The organism is Nannocystis pusilla, from assembly GCF_026626665.1.
GTDB classification, from domain to species: domain Bacteria; phylum Myxococcota_A; class Polyangia; order Nannocystales; family Nannocystaceae; genus Nannocystis; species Nannocystis pusilla.
Genome location: NZ_JAPNKE010000002.1, coordinates 1176085 through 1192297 on the forward strand (window position 1 = coordinate 1176085; position 16213 = coordinate 1192297).

Annotated in this window: 16 protein-coding genes; 8 read left to right on the forward strand and 8 right to left on the reverse strand. The window is 72.0% G+C overall.

Annotated elements, in window-relative coordinates:
• Nucleotides 1–7: 7 nt before the first annotated feature.
• Both OV079_RS05265 and OV079_RS05270 read right to left on the reverse strand, forming a co-directional pair.
• The gene (locus tag OV079_RS05265) at nucleotides 8–733 is read right to left on the reverse strand and encodes a hypothetical protein (protein ID WP_267766606.1); all 726 of its coding nucleotides are present in this window, start codon (nucleotides 731–733) and stop codon (nucleotides 8–10) included.
• An 11-nt stretch (nucleotides 734–744) separates the two neighbouring features.
• A complete protein-coding gene (locus OV079_RS05270) occupies nucleotides 745–1407 on the reverse strand; it encodes a hypothetical protein (protein ID WP_267766607.1) in 663 nt (220 codons plus the stop codon).
• An 82-nt stretch (nucleotides 1408–1489) separates the two neighbouring features.
• Here OV079_RS05270 and OV079_RS05275 point away from each other — a divergent pair, with 82 nt between their 5' ends.
• The 8 genes from OV079_RS05275 (at nucleotide 1490) to OV079_RS05310 (ending at nucleotide 10335) form a co-directional block, all read left to right on the forward strand.
• Nucleotides 1490–2194, forward strand: coding sequence for a MotA/TolQ/ExbB proton channel family protein (locus OV079_RS05275; protein ID WP_267766608.1), 705 nt, complete (start codon nucleotides 1490–1492; stop codon nucleotides 2192–2194).
• Nucleotides 2195–2224: 30 nt separating this feature from the next.
• Nucleotides 2225–2671, forward strand: a complete 447-nt coding sequence (locus OV079_RS05280) for a biopolymer transporter ExbD (RefSeq protein WP_267766609.1) — start codon at nucleotides 2225–2227, stop codon at nucleotides 2669–2671.
• Between the two features lie 13 nt (nucleotides 2672–2684).
• Entirely contained in the window at nucleotides 2685–3539 is an 855-nt protein-coding gene (locus tag OV079_RS05285) for a hypothetical protein (RefSeq protein WP_267766610.1), read from the forward strand.
• A gap of 207 nt (nucleotides 3540–3746) precedes the next feature.
• Entirely contained in the window at nucleotides 3747–5021 is a 1275-nt protein-coding gene (locus tag OV079_RS05290; protein ID WP_267766611.1) for a hypothetical protein, read from the forward strand.
• 12 nt (nucleotides 5022–5033) lie between these two features.
• Entirely contained in the window at nucleotides 5034–5984 is a 951-nt protein-coding gene (locus OV079_RS05295; RefSeq protein ID WP_267766612.1) for a Ppx/GppA phosphatase family protein, read from the forward strand.
• Nucleotides 5984–6904, forward strand: coding sequence for a PHP domain-containing protein (locus OV079_RS05300; RefSeq protein ID WP_267766613.1), 921 nt, complete (start codon nucleotides 5984–5986; stop codon nucleotides 6902–6904). The genes OV079_RS05295 and OV079_RS05300 overlap by 1 nt, the downstream gene beginning before the upstream one ends.
• Nucleotides 6901–8412: an ATP-binding cassette domain-containing protein gene (locus OV079_RS05305; RefSeq protein ID WP_267766614.1), complete on the forward strand. Its 1512-nt coding sequence runs from the start codon at nucleotides 6901–6903 to the stop codon at nucleotides 8410–8412. Before OV079_RS05300 ends, OV079_RS05305 begins: the two co-directional genes overlap by 4 nt.
• A 114-nt stretch (nucleotides 8413–8526) precedes the next feature.
• Nucleotides 8527–10335, forward strand: a complete 1809-nt coding sequence (locus tag OV079_RS05310) for a hypothetical protein (protein ID WP_267766615.1) — start codon at nucleotides 8527–8529, stop codon at nucleotides 10333–10335.
• A gap of 118 nt (nucleotides 10336–10453) precedes the next feature.
• On the opposite strand, the gene OV079_RS05315 is transcribed toward OV079_RS05310, so the two are convergent.
• From OV079_RS05315 to pntA, 6 genes are all read right to left on the reverse strand, one after another.
• Nucleotides 10454–10819 carry a winged helix-turn-helix transcriptional regulator gene (locus OV079_RS05315; protein ID WP_267702141.1) on the reverse strand — a complete coding sequence of 122 codons (366 nt, stop codon included), beginning with the start codon at nucleotides 10817–10819 and terminating at the stop codon, nucleotides 10454–10456.
• 86 nt (nucleotides 10820–10905) lie between these two features.
• Nucleotides 10906–11244 carry a hypothetical protein gene (locus OV079_RS05320; RefSeq protein ID WP_267766616.1) on the reverse strand — a complete coding sequence of 113 codons (339 nt, stop codon included), beginning with the start codon at nucleotides 11242–11244 and terminating at the stop codon, nucleotides 10906–10908.
• Nucleotides 11245–11422: 178 nt separating this feature from the next.
• Nucleotides 11423–12697, reverse strand: a complete 1275-nt coding sequence (locus OV079_RS05325) for a type II toxin-antitoxin system HipA family toxin (protein ID WP_267766617.1) — start codon at nucleotides 12695–12697, stop codon at nucleotides 11423–11425.
• Nucleotides 12694–12987, reverse strand: coding sequence for a helix-turn-helix domain-containing protein (locus OV079_RS05330; protein ID WP_267766619.1), 294 nt, complete (start codon nucleotides 12985–12987; stop codon nucleotides 12694–12696). The genes OV079_RS05325 and OV079_RS05330 overlap by 4 nt, the downstream gene beginning before the upstream one ends.
• A 137-nt stretch (nucleotides 12988–13124) precedes the next feature.
• Nucleotides 13125–14537, reverse strand: a complete 1413-nt coding sequence (locus OV079_RS05335) for an NAD(P)(+) transhydrogenase (Re/Si-specific) subunit beta (RefSeq protein WP_267766620.1) — start codon at nucleotides 14535–14537, stop codon at nucleotides 13125–13127.
• An 18-nt stretch (nucleotides 14538–14555) separates the two neighbouring features.
• Nucleotides 14556–16154: a Re/Si-specific NAD(P)(+) transhydrogenase subunit alpha gene (pntA, locus tag OV079_RS05340; protein WP_267766622.1), complete on the reverse strand. Its 1599-nt coding sequence runs from the start codon at nucleotides 16152–16154 to the stop codon at nucleotides 14556–14558.
• Between the last annotated feature and the right edge of the window lie 59 nt (nucleotides 16155–16213).

Here is a 16213-nt window from a genome sequence, read left to right on the forward strand (position 1 = left end):
GGCCGGTCTATCCGTCACAGGCGGGGTTTTCAAGGTCCAGGGCGACCAGGACGGGTGAGTCTTCGATTGTCACGGCGTGCGAGCAGCTGCGGCCGTCGATCTCGAGGTCGAGGCGATAGCGGCCGGGGTCGACGTCGGCGACGCGGTGCGCGCCCTGGAGGCCGGCGCAGGCTTGCTCCTGGCCGCTCAGGCGCAGGCCGCGGTCGCTGCTCAAGTTCTCGCGGTACAGCGCGGGCGGCTCGTCGGCCTCGGCGAGGAACAGGTCGGCGGCGGGGTCGGCGTAGCGCAGCGAGACCACGAGGTCGCTGCAGGCGCCGGTCAACGCGAGGTCGAGCGGTTGCGTCGCGCGCTCCAGCTCGAGGTCGACCGCCGTGATGGCGTGGCTCTCGACCTCGCCGACGGCCGCCGCCGCGACGAGCGGCGCCTCCTCGGCGGCCCGGCCGCTGGCCGTCAAGGCGTAAGTGCCGGGGCGGAGGTCGAGGAAGATCTCCGGCGTCTCGACGGCCCGCGCCGCCGGCGACATGTTGCCGGTCTCACACGCGTACGCGAACACGCGGTCGCGCGCGGGGTCGCCGGCGTCGATCACCCGCACCGTCACGCCGGACAGTCCCGCCCCCTCGCAGGTGCGCACCCGGCGAGCTTCAGGACCGTCGACCGCGTTGGCCTCGCGCGCGGTCCACGTCAGCTCGAGGCCGGTGGCGCCGCCCGCGGGCAAGACGCACGCCGGCCCCAAGAGCCAGGTCCCTAGGAGCAGCCTTCGCAGCATCCTTCGAGGTCCATGACGGTGCGCCCCTGCTCCGGCGGCTCCTGCACGCAGGCGTCGAGGCCGGTGAGCACGAAGAGGTAGACCTGCAGGTCGGTCAAGAGGCCCGGCTCGACTCTGCGGGTGCGCGGACCGGGGGTCAGGGCGCAGGCGGGGCCGAGCTCGCAGACGCATCGGTCTTCGAACTCGGCGACCAGCGCGACCTCGAAGTCGTAGGGCTCTTCCTCGCGGGCCGCGACGATGGAGAACCCTCGGGCGGCCTCGCAGCCGTAGGTGAGGACGTCGATCTGGCACGACTCGTCGGTGGCGCAGGCCTCCGGGCAATCGGGCTCGCACAGGCGAAGCTGCGTCCGCAGCCGGTAGGGGCGGCGCGGGCCGTCGGCGGTGGTGCGGCCGATGAAGCCGCACAGGTCGCCGAATTTGTCGCCGCCGACGTTGGCGCCGCAGATGTCGTCCAGCTCGCCGGCGGGGAAGATCGAGCGGCCGGCGGCGTCGACGACCGTCCAATTGAGCTCGACCTCGCCTTTGTCGCGCACGCACGCGGCCGCCGTGGCGAGCGCGAGGATCGCTCCCGCCGCCGGGCTCGGGCCCCGCCGCAGGTGCGAGCCCGGCGCGGGCGCGAGCGCTTGGGTGGGGCGAGGCACGGCCGGGAGGATAGCAAAACCGTAACCGTCGGGGGCGACCCGCGGTTTGACGGGGCCGGGCGGGGGCGTGTAGCCTGCCGGCGTGTTGCTTCCCGCGCCCAGCTTGCTCGCCGAGATCGACATCGTCCACCTGCTGTTCGGCGCCAAGGGCCTCGTGCTCGTGGTCGCCATCCTGCTGGTCACCTCGATCTTCACCACGATCTTCGTGATTCTCTACAAGCTGATCCACATCAGCCAGGCGCAGTCGCAGTCGATCACGTTCCTCGACCGGTTCTGGGAGTCGAAGCGCCTCGACGACATCTACCGGGTCGCCGAGCAGCTCAAGTACAGCCCGCTGGCGGCGATGTTCCGCGCCGGCTACATCGAGCTGTCCAAGGTCAAGAAGGGCCAGAACGAGACCACCGGCTCGATGCACGAGAAGATGGACGGGCTCGAGAACATCGAGCGCGCGCTGGCCCGCGCCAAGGTCAGCGAGACCACCAAGCTCGAGAACCTGATGCCGCTGTTGGCCACCATCGGCTCGGCCGCGCCGTTCGTCGGTCTGCTCGGCACGGTGTGGGGCATCATGGAGGCGTTCTCCGCCATCGCCGCGTCCGGCTCGGCCGACCTGGCGACGGTCTCGGGCCCGATCGCCGAGGCGCTGGTGGCGACCGCGACGTCGCTGATGAGCGCGATCCCGGCGGTCATGGCGTACAACTACTTCAACCGCCGCATCAAGGTGCTCGGCGCCGAGATGACGACGTTCGGCAGCGATTACACCAACATCGTCAAGCGCCACTTCTTCTAATCGGTCGCCTGCTACGATCACGGTGGACGCATGAGCAGCAAGGTCACAGCAGACGCGATCCAGGGCGAGGGCCCGGTCTCGGCGATCAACGTCACGCCGCTGGTCGACGTGATGTTGTGTCTGCTCATCATCTTCATGGTGTCGACGCCGATGATGGCGCCGAAGCAGCCGCAGAAGATCGCGGTGCCGAAGGCCAAGGCGCAGGCGATCGCGCAGGAGCAATTCCTGCTGGCCACGGTGTCGGTCGACGCCAAGGGCGACGTCTTCATGGGCACGGTCGCGCTCTCGCGCGACCCCGCGACCATGGCCAACGAGCTCAGCAGCAACGCGCGCCTCAAGCAGGACGGGGTGGCCTTCATCCAGGGCGACTCGAACATCGAGTTCAGCCGGATCGTCGAGCTCCTCGTCGCGTTGCGTACGGCCGGGGTGTCCAAGGTCGGCTTCTTGACCGACCCGAAGGTCCCGCCGCGCACCTGAGAGGGAACGAGCGATGTCCGAGATCAAAGTCCGCACCGTGCCGATGCTGCTGTCGCCGTTCGTCGAGCTGGGCCGCCAGTTCGGCGACATCCTGCGCAACCCGACTGCGTTCTTCGGCAGCCTGCTGGGCTCGGCGCTGCTCACCGGCGGAGTGGCCGCGCTGGTGATGTTCGGGCCGACCTTCGAGGTCTCGGCCGGCGAGGACGACGACGAGCTCGAGATGGAGTTCATGCCCGGCAAGCTGGTGCGGCTCGGGCCCAAGCTCGACCCGACGGAGATCCCGGAGAAGATCATCGTCGAGAAGACGGTCGCGGCCGAGCAGGCCGCCGAGACGACGGTGACCGACGACGAGAAGGCCAAGCCGACCACCGAGCCGAAGAAGAACGAGCCGAAGAAGAACGACACCAAGTCGACCGAGAAGCCCGACCCCAACAAGAAGGGCGCCAAGGAGTCCGACAAGAATCAGGACTCGAACACGCCGCACAACGACCTGCCCACGGTCAAGCAGCTGCCCGGCGATCCCTTCGGCTCGTCGGACGGCTGGTCCGACACCTTCAAGGAAGGCGACCCGTGGGCCACCGAGGTCATGAAGGTGCTAAACGGCATGAAGGTCGGCACCTTCGGCGCCGAGGGCAAGGACGCGACCTTCAAGTTCCGCCTCGAGGTCTGCCCCGACGGCAAGCTGTCGGCGCAGCAGAAGCAGGGCACGGGCGACGCCACGCTGGACGCGCGGATCAAGAGCACCATCGAGGGGCTCAAGGTCAGCGTCCCGGCGGGCGTGGCCGACCTGCTCAAGGGCAAGTGCAAGAAGATCCAGTACGAGTTCACCTGGCGCGGCAAGGGTGCCGGCGCCGGCTCGGTCAAGTAGAGTGGATAGGAGCCGCGGCTCGGCCCGGCAGTTGACATTTTGTCCGCGAGCGGCCGGCTGAGGCGTCGTCCGGCCGGTTGCGGCGGCCGGCCGGTGCAGCGGGCCCCCAGCGCGGCCGCGGTCGAAAGGGCCACATTGGCCCGCGGGGGGGTTCCCCAGGGCTTGACTGGCGGGTATGGTTGGCACGCTCAGAAGGTGCCATCGCCCATGAAGCGGACCCTGCTCGGAACTTCTTTCCTCGCCACCCTCCTGCTCAGCGCCTCGTTTTACGCGGGCAAACAGCCGGCCCTGGCCAACGCGGCTCCGGCCGCGGGCTCGGAGGTCGACCTCGGCGGCGGGTTCACGCTGCTGCGTCTCGCGGTCCCAGCCGACGGCCGCATCGGCGACATCCTGCGCAAGAACGCGTTGATCTCGAGCGGCTTCGAGGTCATCGACCGGCGCAGCATCCCGGCCGCGCTGATCAAGGCCAACGACTTCGACCAGAAGGGCTGGCAGGACATCGGCGCCCAGGCCGTGATCCTCGCCGACGAGGTCGGCGGTCAGTTCAAGTTCCGCCTGTTCGACATGGGCGCCGGCGGCAAGCCGGTGCTGTCGCGCGGCTACGCGGCCAACGATCCGCTCAAGGCCGCGAACCGGTTCATGAACGACGTGATCGAGCACTACACCAAGATCCCGGGTGTGTTCGGCTCGCGCATCGCGTTCGTCCGCACCAACCGCACGCCGACGGTCACGAAGAACGTGTTCACGGTCGAGATGAACGGCGAGTCGCCGGCCTCGATCACCAACAACCGCTCGCTCAACATCTCGCCGTCGATCGGCCCCGGCGGGCAGGTGCTCTTCACCTCCTACGCCAAGCGCAACCCCGACCTGTGGATGAGCTCCGGCGGCTCGCTGAGCCGGATCAGCACCCAGCGCGGCCTCAACCTCGGCGGCGTGATGAGCCCCGACGGCTCGAGCATCGCGCTGACGCTGTCGAAGGACGGCAACTCCGAGATCTACCTCATCGACACCGGCGGCACGATCAAGGCCCGCCTCACCAACAACGCGGCGATCGACGGCTCGCCGACGTGGAGCCCGGGCGCGAACCAGCTCGCGTTCGTGTCGAGCCGCTCGGGCGGCCCGCAGGTGTTCCGCATGGGCTCCAACGGGGCCGGCGCGACCCGCCTGACCAAGCAGGGCAGCTACAACCAGACGCCCGACTGGAACCCCGGCCAGGGCGCCCGCGCCAACCTCGTCGCCTACGCCGGCCGCGACAACTCCAACCGCTACGACATCTTCTCGATCGACGTCGGCAGCGGCAAGCTGGCGCGCTTGACCCAGAACCCGGGCCGCAACCTCGACCCGAGCTGGTCGCCCGACGGCCGCATGATCGCGTTCCAGTCGACCGTCGGCGGCATCGTCGTCGCCAACGACAAGGGCAACAACCAGCAGGTCATCGCCAAGGCCGGCACCACGCCCGACTGGGGCCCGCGCAGCGAGTAGGTCCTTCGGGACATGTCCCCAAACTCAGGTGAGCCTGCGACGCCGCGCGCCGCGGATCCGCGAGGATCCTGGCGCGCGGTCATCGATATCGGGACCAACAGCGTCCTGCTGCTCGTCGCCCGCTGGCGCGGCCAGGACATCGAGATCGCGCTCGACCAGGCCACCATCACCCGCCTCGGCAAGGGCGTGGCGGCGACCGGCGTGCTGGCGCCCGAGTCGATCGCGCGCACGCTCGAAGTGCTGAAGCAGTACCGCGCGACCGCGGCGCAGTACGGGGCGACGCCGCTGGCGGTCACGACCGAGGGCGTGCGCCTGGCCAAGAACCGCGACGAATTCCTGCGGCCCGCGGCCGAGGTGCTCGGCGCGCCGGTGCGGCTGCTCAGCGGCGCGGAGGAGGCCGAGCTGTCGTTCCGCTCGGTGGCGCAGGAGACCGGCTCGGCCGGGCCGCTGCGCGTGCTCGACATCGGCGGCGGCTCGACGGAGCTGGCCGTCGGCGAGGGCGAACAATTGGTCTCGTCGGTGTCGCACCCGATCGGCGCGGTGCGGCTGTACGAGCGCTTCGTGTCGCACGACCCGCCGGAGCCGGCCGAGGTGGCGCAGATCGAGCTCGAGGCGCTGGACACGTTCCGGCGCGGACAGCCGCTCGCGGCGTACCCGATCCTCACCGGGCTCGCGGGCACGGTCACGACCGCGGCGGCGATGCTGCGCGAGCTGCCGGCCTACGAGCGCGATGCGGTCGACGCCACGGCGTTCGCGTACGCCCAGGTCCGCGACCTCCGCGACCGCGCGGCGCAGGTGACCGCCGCGGAGCGGTGCCGCCTGTGGCCCGCGCTCGACCCGGCGCGCGCCGACGTGATCGTCGCGGGGCTGACGATCCTGGTGGCGGCGATGCAGCACTGCGGGGCCACCAGCCTGGTCGTGCGCGACCGCGGCCTGCGCTACGCGCTGATCGAGAGGGATTGATGCGCGTCGACCTGCACTGCCACTCGACCTGCTCGGACGGCAGTCTGTCGCCGACCGAGGTGGCGACGCGGGCCCAGGCCGAGGGCGTGCAGCTGTTCTGCCTGACCGACCACGACTCGGTGGCCGGCTACGAGGCGACGGCGGCGGCGCTGCCGAACACGAGGGTGCTGCGCGGGGTCGAGCTGAGCTGCCGCCACGCCGGCAAGACGGTCCACCTGCTGATCTACGGGGTCCGCGAGGGGGCCGGGCTGACGGCGCTGCAGGGCCGGCTCGAGCATGTCCTCGAGGACAGGCGCACCCGCCTCAAGGCGATCATCGCCCGCCTGCGCCGGCTCGGGGTCAAGCTCGACGGCGAGAAGATCCTCATCGCCACCCACGGCCACACGCCCGGCCGGCCCGACGTGGCCCGCGCGCTGGTCGAGGCCGGGGTGGTCCGCTCGCAGCGCGAGGCGTTCGAACGCTACCTGCGCGACGGCGGCCCGGCCGACGTCGCGCTCGAGCGGGTGTCGCTCGACGACGGCCTCCGCCTCGGCCGCAACTCGGGGGCGAAGATGTCGCTGGCCCACCCGCACGCTGCGCTCGCCGCAGCTGGTCGACGAGATGTTCGTGCAGTACCGGTCGGCCGGGCTCGAGGGCATCGAGGCCTATTACGGCCGCTACGGGGCGCAGGAGCGCGGGCTGTGGCTGAACGTGGCCAAGCGGCGCGAGCTGGTGGTCACCGGCGGCTCGGACTTCCACGGGGCGGCGGTGCCGGAGATCCGGAATCCCGGCATCGAGCTGCCGGAGCGCCACGCGGAGCGCCTGCAGGCCTGGCTGGCGGAGTGAGCCGCGGCTGCGGGCGCCGCGGGTCGTCATGGCTTTGGGACATGTGTGAAGGGCCAGGTCCGAAGCGACAGGGTCGAAGGGGCAGGTCGAGGTGAGCGCGGGCGGCGGCGAGACCGGGGCGGAGCGGCGAGGTGAGGACCGGCCGGTGCTGCTGCGCGTCGAGGGGCTGACCATCGCGCGGCCCGACGGCGCGCCGCTGGTCGAGGCGCTGGCGCTGACGCTGCGGGCCGGCGAGACCGCGGCGGTGTTCGGCGCCAGCGGGGCCGGCAAGTCGACGCTGATGGCGGCGCTGCACGACGCGGACGGGCTGCGAGCGCGCGGGTTCGCGGTCCGGGCGGCCACGTTCACGGCGGCCGGCGGGGTCGGGATCGTGCCGCAGCGCGGGGCGCTGCTCGACCACCTGAGCGCCGCCGGTAACATCGCCCTGGCGCTGCGCAACGCCGAGCAGCCGGTGTCCGCCACTCCGCAGGAGGTCGAGCGCTGGATCGCCGCGCTCGACCTGCCGCGGCGCTGGAGCGACGAGGCGCAGGCGGTCGCGCACGTCAGCGGCGGCGAGGCGCAGCGCCTGGCCGTCGCGCGCACGCTGGCGGGCGGTCGGCGGATCTTGCTGCTCGACGAGCCCTCGGTCGGGCTCGATCCGCTCCGCGTCGATCGCCTGGCAGCGGCCCTGCGCGGGCAGATCGCCGGGCAGAGCGCGGCCGCGCTGGCGATCACCCACGACCTCGAGTTCGCGGCCGGCTTCGCCGATCGCTTCCTCTACCTCGACGCGGCCGCGGGACGCCTGGTCGAGCTGCCGATCGCGCGCAGCGAGACGGCGGCGGCGACGGTCGCGGCGCTCGGGGCGGCGCTGCGCGAGCTGCTGGCCAAAGAGACAGGTCAGGCGGGCGGGCGATCGCGGCGGCGCCTGGGGGCGCGGCTGCGAGCTGTCCTCGGGGACATGTTGGCGCCGTTCGCGGTGCTGGTCCGGGCCCTCGCGGCCGCTCCGGCGGCGCTGGCCCGCCCGCGCGACTTCGCCGAGGTCGCGCGGGTGACCTTCGCGCAGGGCCTGTGGCGCCCGCTCGGCTTCATCGCCGCGGTGTCGCTGCTGGTCGGCTTCACCCTGCTGTACATCTTCCACCGCGCGTTCTCGGGCGGCGGGGTGCCGGTGCGGCCGGACAAGATCTTCGCGCTGATCGGGTCGATGCACGTGCTGGCCCTGGCGCCGCCGCTGTCAGCGATCCTGTTCGCGGCGACGTCGGGCAGCGCGGTCGCGGCCTGGCTCGGCGGGATGTCGCTGACGCGCCAGACGGCGGCGCTGCGCGGGCTCGGGATCGCCGAGGCGCGCTACTTGTGGCTGCCGGCGGTGCTCGGGCTGGCGCTGGCGTACGTGGTGCTGGCGGGGGTGTTCACCGGCGGGATGGTGCTCGGCGGGCTGCTCTACTTGAAGCTGCAGGTACCGGCGCTCGCCGACCCGTGGCTGGTCGTCACCGCCGACTTGCTCGATCCGCCGGCCGCGCGCGCCGTTCCGCGCGCGCGCTGGTGCTGGTCGCGCTCTACGCCGGCGGCATCGCGGCGGACGCGGTGGCCAAGGGGTCGAGCGACAAGGCCAGCGCCGACGCCGTGACCGCGGCGATGGTCCGCAGCGTGATGGCCTGTACGCTGTGGGTGGTGGCGCTCGAGCTGGCGTCGCTGGTCGTGCTGTATGGCGCTCGCGGAGGATAAGTGGCGGCTCGCGTCGATGGCTGGTCTGGCCGGCCTGGCGCTGGCGGGCGCGCTGCTGGCCGCCGGGCGCGGGGCGCTGATCGAGGCGGCGGCGGTGGAGCCGTTCCGCGTCGAGGTCGCAAGCCCGCACGCGCCGGCGGCCGACGGGCGCTGGGCGGGGCGCGTGGTCCCGCCGGAGCTGGCCGCGCGGGTGGTGGTGCGGGTCGACGGCGAGATCCGCGGCGGGCCTGAAGGACATGCGCAAAAGGACATGTCCGCGGCGCGCGATGATTCCGGAGGACATGCTCTCGAGGCCATGTCCAGAGTTGCCGAGGTTGACGGGCATGGCGCCGGGACGAACGGTCGCGGTCCTGAAGGACATGTTTACGAGAACATGTTCGAGGGGACACTTTCGGTCGCGCTGGGCGACGCGCCGGGGCTGCGGCTGATCGAGGTCGAGCTGCCGCGGCAGGGGGGTGCGGAGGTGGCGACCGACGCGGCGCTGGTCGGGCCGTTCCGCGCGCGCTACGACGACTCGCCGGGCTGCGGCGCGGGGGTGCGGGTGGCGGCGAGGGCGATCGATCGGCTGGTGCTGCCGCCGCTGCGCGACAAGCTGCTGGCGGCGGCGCCGTCGATCGGGCTGCTCGGGCCGGGGACGACGCTCGAGGAGGCGAGCGTGACGCTGCGGGGCGACGCGCTGTGGTTCCGCGTGGCGCTGGCCGGCGAGCACCGGATCGCGGTGTCCGGCGCGCTGGAGGTGCGGGTGGCCGGGCCGCGCCAGCTCGGCGTGCGCCTGGCCTCGCTCGGGCCGGTCGAGTTCACGGGGACGTTGCGCACGCGAGCGACGCTCGGGGCGGCCGGGCTGGGGGCGATCGTGACGGGGCCGCTGGCGCCGCTCGGGGCGCTGGCCGGCTACGCGCTGGCCGACGGCTACATCGACCGACGCGCGCGGCAGGAGGTCGAGACGCAGCTGACGGCGGCCCTGGCGGTGGCCAGCGCGATCCCGCTGATCCCCGAGCGCGCCGAGCTGATCGTCGGCGAGCCGCGCTCGCGGGCGACGCTGGCGTTCTGCGCGGTGGCCATCGAGTCGGGCGGGATCGCGGCGCACCTGTCCGTACGGCCAGATAAACCTGACCCGAAGACCAGCCAGGAGGCGAGCCGGGTGCGCACGCGGCTGGCGGCGATCCCGGGGCCGGCGCGGCACGGGCTCGCGCTGCCGCCGCTGCGGCCGGTGGCGCCGACGGCCGACGCGGAGGTCGAGCTGAGCCTCGACACGGTCGACGCGCTGCTCGACGCGTGGACCGCCAACGGGCTGCTCGGCGACCTGATGGGGCGGGCGCAGTGGGTCGAGCGGGTCGACGAGGCGCTCGGCGAGTGGACGACGCTCGGCCTGGCGGAGATCGAGGTGCGGCTGCCGCCGTCGCTGTCCCCGGGGACAGGTGACGGCTGGGCGCTGACCGTGGCGGGGCTGCGGCTGGGGCTGACCGGCAGCGAGGGCGAGGACCCCGGGGAGGTGCTGGTGGCCGGACGCGGGTTCGTGCGCCCGCACTACGACGCGCGGCGCGGGCGGCTGGCGCTGGCGGGGACGATCGACCGCCTGCGCCTGTCGTGCGCCCGTGCAGGGGCGCTGTGGCCGTGCTTCGCCGCGCTGCTCGAGATGGGCGACGTCGAGGCGAGGCTCGATGCGCTGCTGGCTCCCGGCGCCGCGGGGCTGCCGGGGATCGAGGTGCGGGCGCTGCTGCGCGACGGCACGCGAGCGCTGCGCGACGGGGGGCTGGAGCTGGCCGACCTGGCGATCAGCTACCCGCAGCCGGGCGTGCTGCGCGTGGCGGCCGAGGTGCGCTGAGACACGGCGGGGATGCGCGGCCAAAGTGCTGCGGGCGGCGGCCGCGGTGCGCCGAGACATGCCTGCCCGAACGGACATGTTCTATCGAGCATGCTCGTTCGGACATCCGCTTCGCCGATCAATCTTGCCGGGGCGGATCCTTGCGGTCGAAGCGCTCGCGGGCGCGGGCGATCTCGCCGCGGTGGTCGCCGGCCCAGGCGGCGAGGGCCTGCACCGGGTCGAGCAGGGTGCGGCCGAGCTCGGTCAGCTCGTAGTCGACGCGCGGCGGGACGGAAGGGGTGACGGTGCGGGTGACGAGGCCGTCGCGCTCGAGGCCGCGCAGCGTCAGCGTCAGCATGCGCTGCGAGATGCCCTCGATCGATCGTCGCAGCTCGTTGAAGCGCAGCGGTCGGTCGCTCAGCATGCTGACCACGAGGACGCTCCACTTGTCGCCGACGCGGCTCAGGACGTCGCGCACCGCCACACAGGTCTCTTGCTGATGCATGTCGCGGCCTCGGTTCTCTTTCATAACCCAGGCCGCGAGCCGGATGAAGCCGGTCTCGCGTCTTGCTCGCGGCGAGGGGTGCGCCGTCATCGCCGGCCAGGCTCGCCGCCCGCATGGGAGACACCCGGCTGGCCGGCCGCCAGCAATTCCTGGACTGCGGCCGGGTCGGTGTAAGGGATGGAGGCGCCACAACCGGCGCACACGCGCAGGGACATCGGCGCGCGCAGGATGTCCGACTCCGAGGGGCCGCTGAGGAAGCCACGCTCCGGGACGTGGGCGCAGGTCTGGACGGGCCGGGCGTACCAGCCGTTGGCGCCGTAATCGAGGCTGCGCCACGGCGAGAGGAAGTAGAACTCTCGCCCGTGGCAGATCGAGCACGGGGTGGTGGCGAGCGCGGACGACGGCAGGGGCGAGGTGGAGGTCATGTCGAGGGAGTATGCCGCGCCGGCGCCGCGGCGGCATCGTGGAGACCGTCGCAGGCGCTCGCTGGTGGGTCGGGAGCGATCGCGGGGCGGCGCGCTGGTGAGCCTGTCCCCGGGGACAGGTGACGGGAGATGTCCTTCGAGACATCTCGGAGGCGGGGAGCCCGTGCGGGCGTCGAGTTCAGCGGCGTCGCGGGCGCTTGGGCGCGCTGCCGGGCAGCTCGGCCGCGGCAGCGACTGCGTCGAGGCGGCGGCCGATGTCGCTGATGGTGGCAGGGGCGACCTCGACCGCCCGCGCTTCGCGAGGCCAGCGCGCGAGGGCGGCCCGCACCTCGTCGACGATCGCCCGCGCGCTCTTCTCGTCGATCGAGGCGCGACGGGCCAGGCGCAGCATGTGTTGCCAGGTCGGGCGCCGGCCCTCGCCGTCGAGCGTCATCGTGTGCTCGCCGCCGGGACCGGCGACGAAGTTGAGGTCGTAGGCGGGCGACAGGCGCCAGCCGCCCTCGCGGTCCATCAGGAAGGAGAAGTTCTTGCCGTGGTCGTCGCGGTTGTGCGCGAGCACGTTGAACACCATCTGGCGGAAGGCCCGGCGCACGTCGGGCTGCGCGCGCGTGAGGTGCATGGTGGCGCGCAGCAGCATGTCGTAGTCGAGGTTCGGCTCGCGGAAGTCGACGTCGAGCAGGCCGGCGAGGGTGTGGACGTGGATGCGCGCGCCGGCCTCGTCGCGGTCGAACCGGCGCACGCCGAAGAAGCGCTGACCGCTGCTGGCCACGAACAGCCGCGTGTCGGGCACCTCGAGCCCCGCGTGGCGCGCGAGGCGGGCGTAGACGTGCTCGATCGCCCCGGCGTCGCGCTGCTCGTCGCCGGCCCAGAATTTGATCAGCCACGGCTCGTGCTCGGGCGGCGGCATGGCTGTCCCATAGACCATGCTGTCCCCACGGACAGCCACCAGCACCTTCGGCCGCGCGCCGCCCGGGGAGCCGCCGGCGTGCTGCAGCACCGGCAAGAGCTCCGACGGGTGGCCGCGATAGACGTCCTCGGCGGCCGCGGCGAGCTTGTCGAGGGCGATCGAGCGATCGGCGACGGGCTCGGCGTCGGTGCACGGGTGAAAGGTCAGGGCGCCCATGGTGCGCGCGCCGAGGTGCGCCAGGCGATCGAGCGGCGACAGCTGCTCGGGCACGAGGCCGCGCTTGCGGAACAGCCGATCCATCAGCAAGAGGCCCCAGCCGTCGGGCAGGGCGTCGGCGAACACGCCGTGCAGGCGCGCGGCGGGAGCTTTGAAGATGCCTGGCTGAAGGGCCAGCTTGAGCGGCGAGATCGAGGGACCGCGGGCCAACCAGCTCGAAGCGTATTCGAAGTAGATCGTGCGCTCGTGCAGCAGCAGGTGGCCGACGACCTCGCTGTCGTCGGCGGCGCGCTCGATCCGGACCTCGAGCTTGCGGGTGACCGGATTCATCGCCGGCCTCGCTGGCGCGCCGGTGCCTGGCTGCGCTGCTCGAGCTCGGCCAGCGAGCGCGCCGGCGGCGGGGCGAACACCGCCTCGAACTGCTCGAGGCAGCCGAGGGCGAGCGCCAGCTTGAGCAGGTTGTCGAGCGCGATCTGGCCGGTCGTCTCGAAGCGCTTGACGGTGCCGGCGCTGATGCCGGCTCGCTCGGCCAGCGTCTCGCGCTTCCAGTCGCGGGCGAGTCGCAGCGCCTTCATGCGCCCGGCCAGGCGCTGCGCGACCTCCTCGGCGGTGAACAGCACAAGGGGTATTATGTGCGCTTTTATGGCGTTCGCAACGGTATTAAAGATATAATATAGGCTTTTATGTCAGCGGCGGAGCGCGACAAAGCCCGCCGCCTCGAGCGAGGGGGCGGGCTTGGCCCGAGGGCGATCGGGGCTTAGCCGCGGAGCTTGCCGAGCAGGGCGTCGACGTTCTTCTTGGCGTCGCCGTAGAGCATGCGGGTGTTCTCTTTGTAGAAGAGCGGGTTGTCGACGCCGGCGTAGCCGACGCCCTTGCCGCGCTTCATGACGATCACCGTCTTGGCCTTCCACACCTCGATCACGGGCATGCCGGCGATCGGGCTGGAGGGGTCGTCCTGGGCGCCGGGGTTGACGATGTCGTTGGCGCCGATGACCAGCACGAGGTCCGTGTTCGGGCAGTCGTGGTTGATCTCGTCCATCTCGAGGACGATGTCGTAGGGCACGTTGGCCTCGGCCAGCAGCACGTTCATGTGGCCGGGCAGGCGGCCCGCGACCGGGTGGATGGCGAAGCGGAAGTTGGCGCCGGCCTTGCGCAGGATCTTGGCGATCTCGGCGACCGGGTGCTGCGCCTGCGCGACCGCCATGCCGTAGCCGGGGACGACCATGATGTTGCGAGCGGAGCGCATCAGCTCGACGGTGCCGTCGAGGTCGATCTCGCGGCACTCGCCGACCGGCTGGGCCGCCGCGCCCTTCGGCGCCGGGGCGCCGCCGTCGGAGCCGAAGCCGCCGGCGATGACGCTGAGGAACGAGCGGTTCATCGCCCGGCACATGATGTACGAGAGGATCGCGCCGCTGCTGCCGACCAGCGCGCCGGTGACGATCAGGAGGTCGTTGCTCAGCATGAAGCCGGCGGCCGCGGCGGCCCAGCCGGAGTAGCTGTTGAGCATCGACACCACGACGGGCATGTCGGCGCCGCCGATGGCCATGACCATGTGCACGCCGATCACGCTGGCGATGCCGGTCATGATGAGCAGCGGGGTGAGGCCGTGGTGCGGGTCGGCCAGGAACTGCCAGCCGAGGAACACGCAGCCGAGCACCATCGCCAGGTTGAGCAGGTGGCGGCCGGGCAGGGTCAGCGGCTTGCCGCCGATGCTGCCGCGCAGCTTGAGGAAGGCGATGATCGAGCCGGTGAAGGTGATCGCGCCGATGAACACGCCGATGTAGACCTCGACGTTGTGCACCGTGTCGGCGTGGCTCGTGGCGCCGAGGTACGACGACAGGCCGACCAGCACCGCGGCGGCGCCGACGAAGCTGTGCAGCACCGCGACGAGCTCGGGCATCGCCGTCATGGCGACGCGCGCGGCCAGGACGGCGCCGATCAGCGCCCCGGGGACGATGGCGGCGGCGAGGATGGCGAAGCCGCTGCCGCTGATGTTCATCAGCTTGTCGGCGTTCATGCCGATGGCGGTGGCGACCACCGCGAGCAGCATGCCGATCATGCCGTAGAGGTTGCCGCGCCGGGCGGTGTCCTGGCGCGAGAGGCCGCCGAGGCTGAGGATGAACAGCGCGCTGGCGGCGATGTAGATGACGGTGAGGAGGCTGAACGACATCGTGGTGGTCCCCGCCGCTTACTTGCGGAACATCTTCAGCATGCGCTGGGTGACGAGGAAGCCGCCGGCGACGTTGATCATCGCCAGCAAGATGGCGGCCGCGCCGAGCAGGGTCGCCGCCGAGGTCGGGGCGCCCGAGATCTGCAGCATGCCGCCGATGATGATGATGCCGCTGATCGCGTTGGTGACGCTCATCAGCGGGGTGTGCAGCGCGGGCGAGACGCTCCAGACGACCTGGTAGCCGATGAAGCAGGCCAGCACGAACACGGTGAAGTGGCTGAGGAAGCTCGACTTGTCGTCGACGCCGAGGCCGATGCCGACCAGGGCGAGCCCGGCGAGCACGAGCGGCCACGGGCTCGACTCGCCCGCCGGCGGACCGTGACCGTGGCCGTGGCTCTTCGGCGGCGGCGACGAGGGGCGCGGGGGCTCGGGGGCGGCGGCGGCCGGCGCTGCGGGCTTGGGCGCGGCCGGGGCAGCGGCGGGGGCCTGCGCGGGCGCGGCGGGCCGCGGCGGGGGCCACTTGATCTCGCCCTGGTGGGTGATGAGGCAGCCGCGCACGACCTCGTCGTTCTCGTCGATGCGGAAGCCGGCGGCCTTGCCCATGTCGTCGAGCAGGTGGCACAGGTTGGTGCCGTAGAGCTGGCTCGACTGCGCGGCCATGCGGCTCGGCAGGTCGGTGTAGCCGATGATGGTGACGCCGGCGTGGACGACCTTCTCGCCGGGCGAGGTCAGCTCGCAGTTGCCACCTGTCTCGGCGGCCAGGTCGACGATGACCGAGCCGGGCTTCATGCGCTCGACCATGTCGCGCAAGATCAGCTTGGGCGCCGGCTTGCCGGGGATCAGCGCGGTCGTGACGATGATGTCGACCTCCTCCGCCTGGCGGCGGAACAGATCCATCTCGGCGGCGATGAAGGCCGGGCTCATCTCCTTGGCGTAACCACCGACGCCGGTGCCGTCCTCGTGGAAGTCGAGCTCGAGGAACTCGGCGCCCATGCTCTCGACCTGCTCCTTGACGACGGGGCGAGTGTCGAAGGCGCGGACGATCGCGCCGAGGCCGCGGCCGACGCCGATGACGGCGAGGCCGGCCACGCCGGCGCCGATGACCAGCAGCTTGGCCGGCGGGACCTTGCCGGCGGCGGTGATCTGGCCGGTGAAGAAGCGGCCGAACACGTTGGCGGCCTCGATGACGGCGCGGTAGCCGGAGATGTTGCCCATCGACGACAGGGCGTCGAGCTTCTGGGCGCGGGAGATCCGCGGCACCGCGTCCATGCCGAGCACGGTGACGCCGCGGCTGCGCAGACGCTCGACGAGGTCGGGGTTCTGCGCCGGCCAGATGAAGCTGATGAGCACCTGGCCCTCGCGCGCGAGGTCGACCTCGAAGCTGCTCGGCGGGCGGACCTTGAGGACGATGTCGACCTGGCCCCAAAGACCTTCGGCGTCGGCCGCGATCCCGCAACCGACGCTGGCGTAGGCGTCGTCGCCGAATTCGGCGGCCGCGCCCGCGCCAGACTCGACCACCACGGAGAAGCCCTGGCTCTGCAGGCGCTTGGCGGTGTCAGGGGTGGCAGCCACCCGGCGCTCGCCCGGGTAGATCTCCTTCGGAATGCCGATCTTCATAGCTTTGAAGGCGTGCAAGGCGGACCTGGCGAGGCCGCGGCAGCCGGCCCGAGAGATAT

What these genes read in the sequence shown, in the direction of transcription:
- pntA (WP_267766622.1), bottom strand. Translation starts at nt 16,154, where the DNA reads ATGAAGATCGGCATTCCGAAGGAGATCTACCCGGGCGAGCGCCGGGTG.
- OV079_RS05285 (WP_267766610.1), top strand. Translation starts at nt 2,685, where the DNA reads ATGTCCGAGATCAAAGTCCGCACCGTGCCGATGCTGCTGTCGCCGTTC.
- OV079_RS05290 (WP_267766611.1), top strand. Translation starts at nt 3,747, where the DNA reads ATGAAGCGGACCCTGCTCGGAACTTCTTTCCTCGCCACCCTCCTGCTC.
- OV079_RS05325 (WP_267766617.1), bottom strand. Translation starts at nt 12,697, where the DNA reads ATGAATCCGGTCACCCGCAAGCTCGAGGTCCGGATCGAGCGCGCCGCC.
- OV079_RS05320 (WP_267766616.1), bottom strand. Translation starts at nt 11,244, where the DNA reads ATGACCTCCACCTCGCCCCTGCCGTCGTCCGCGCTCGCCACCACCCCG.
- OV079_RS05310 (WP_267766615.1), top strand. Translation starts at nt 8,527, where the DNA reads ATGGCTGGTCTGGCCGGCCTGGCGCTGGCGGGCGCGCTGCTGGCCGCC.
- OV079_RS05315 (WP_267702141.1), bottom strand. Translation starts at nt 10,819, where the DNA reads ATGCATCAGCAAGAGACCTGTGTGGCGGTGCGCGACGTCCTGAGCCGC.
- OV079_RS05295 (WP_267766612.1), top strand. Translation starts at nt 5,034, where the DNA reads ATGTCCCCAAACTCAGGTGAGCCTGCGACGCCGCGCGCCGCGGATCCG.
- OV079_RS05300 (WP_267766613.1), top strand. Translation starts at nt 5,984, where the DNA reads ATGCGCGTCGACCTGCACTGCCACTCGACCTGCTCGGACGGCAGTCTG.
- OV079_RS05280 (WP_267766609.1), top strand. Translation starts at nt 2,225, where the DNA reads ATGAGCAGCAAGGTCACAGCAGACGCGATCCAGGGCGAGGGCCCGGTC.
- OV079_RS05335 (WP_267766620.1), bottom strand. Translation starts at nt 14,537, where the DNA reads ATGTCGTTCAGCCTCCTCACCGTCATCTACATCGCCGCCAGCGCGCTG.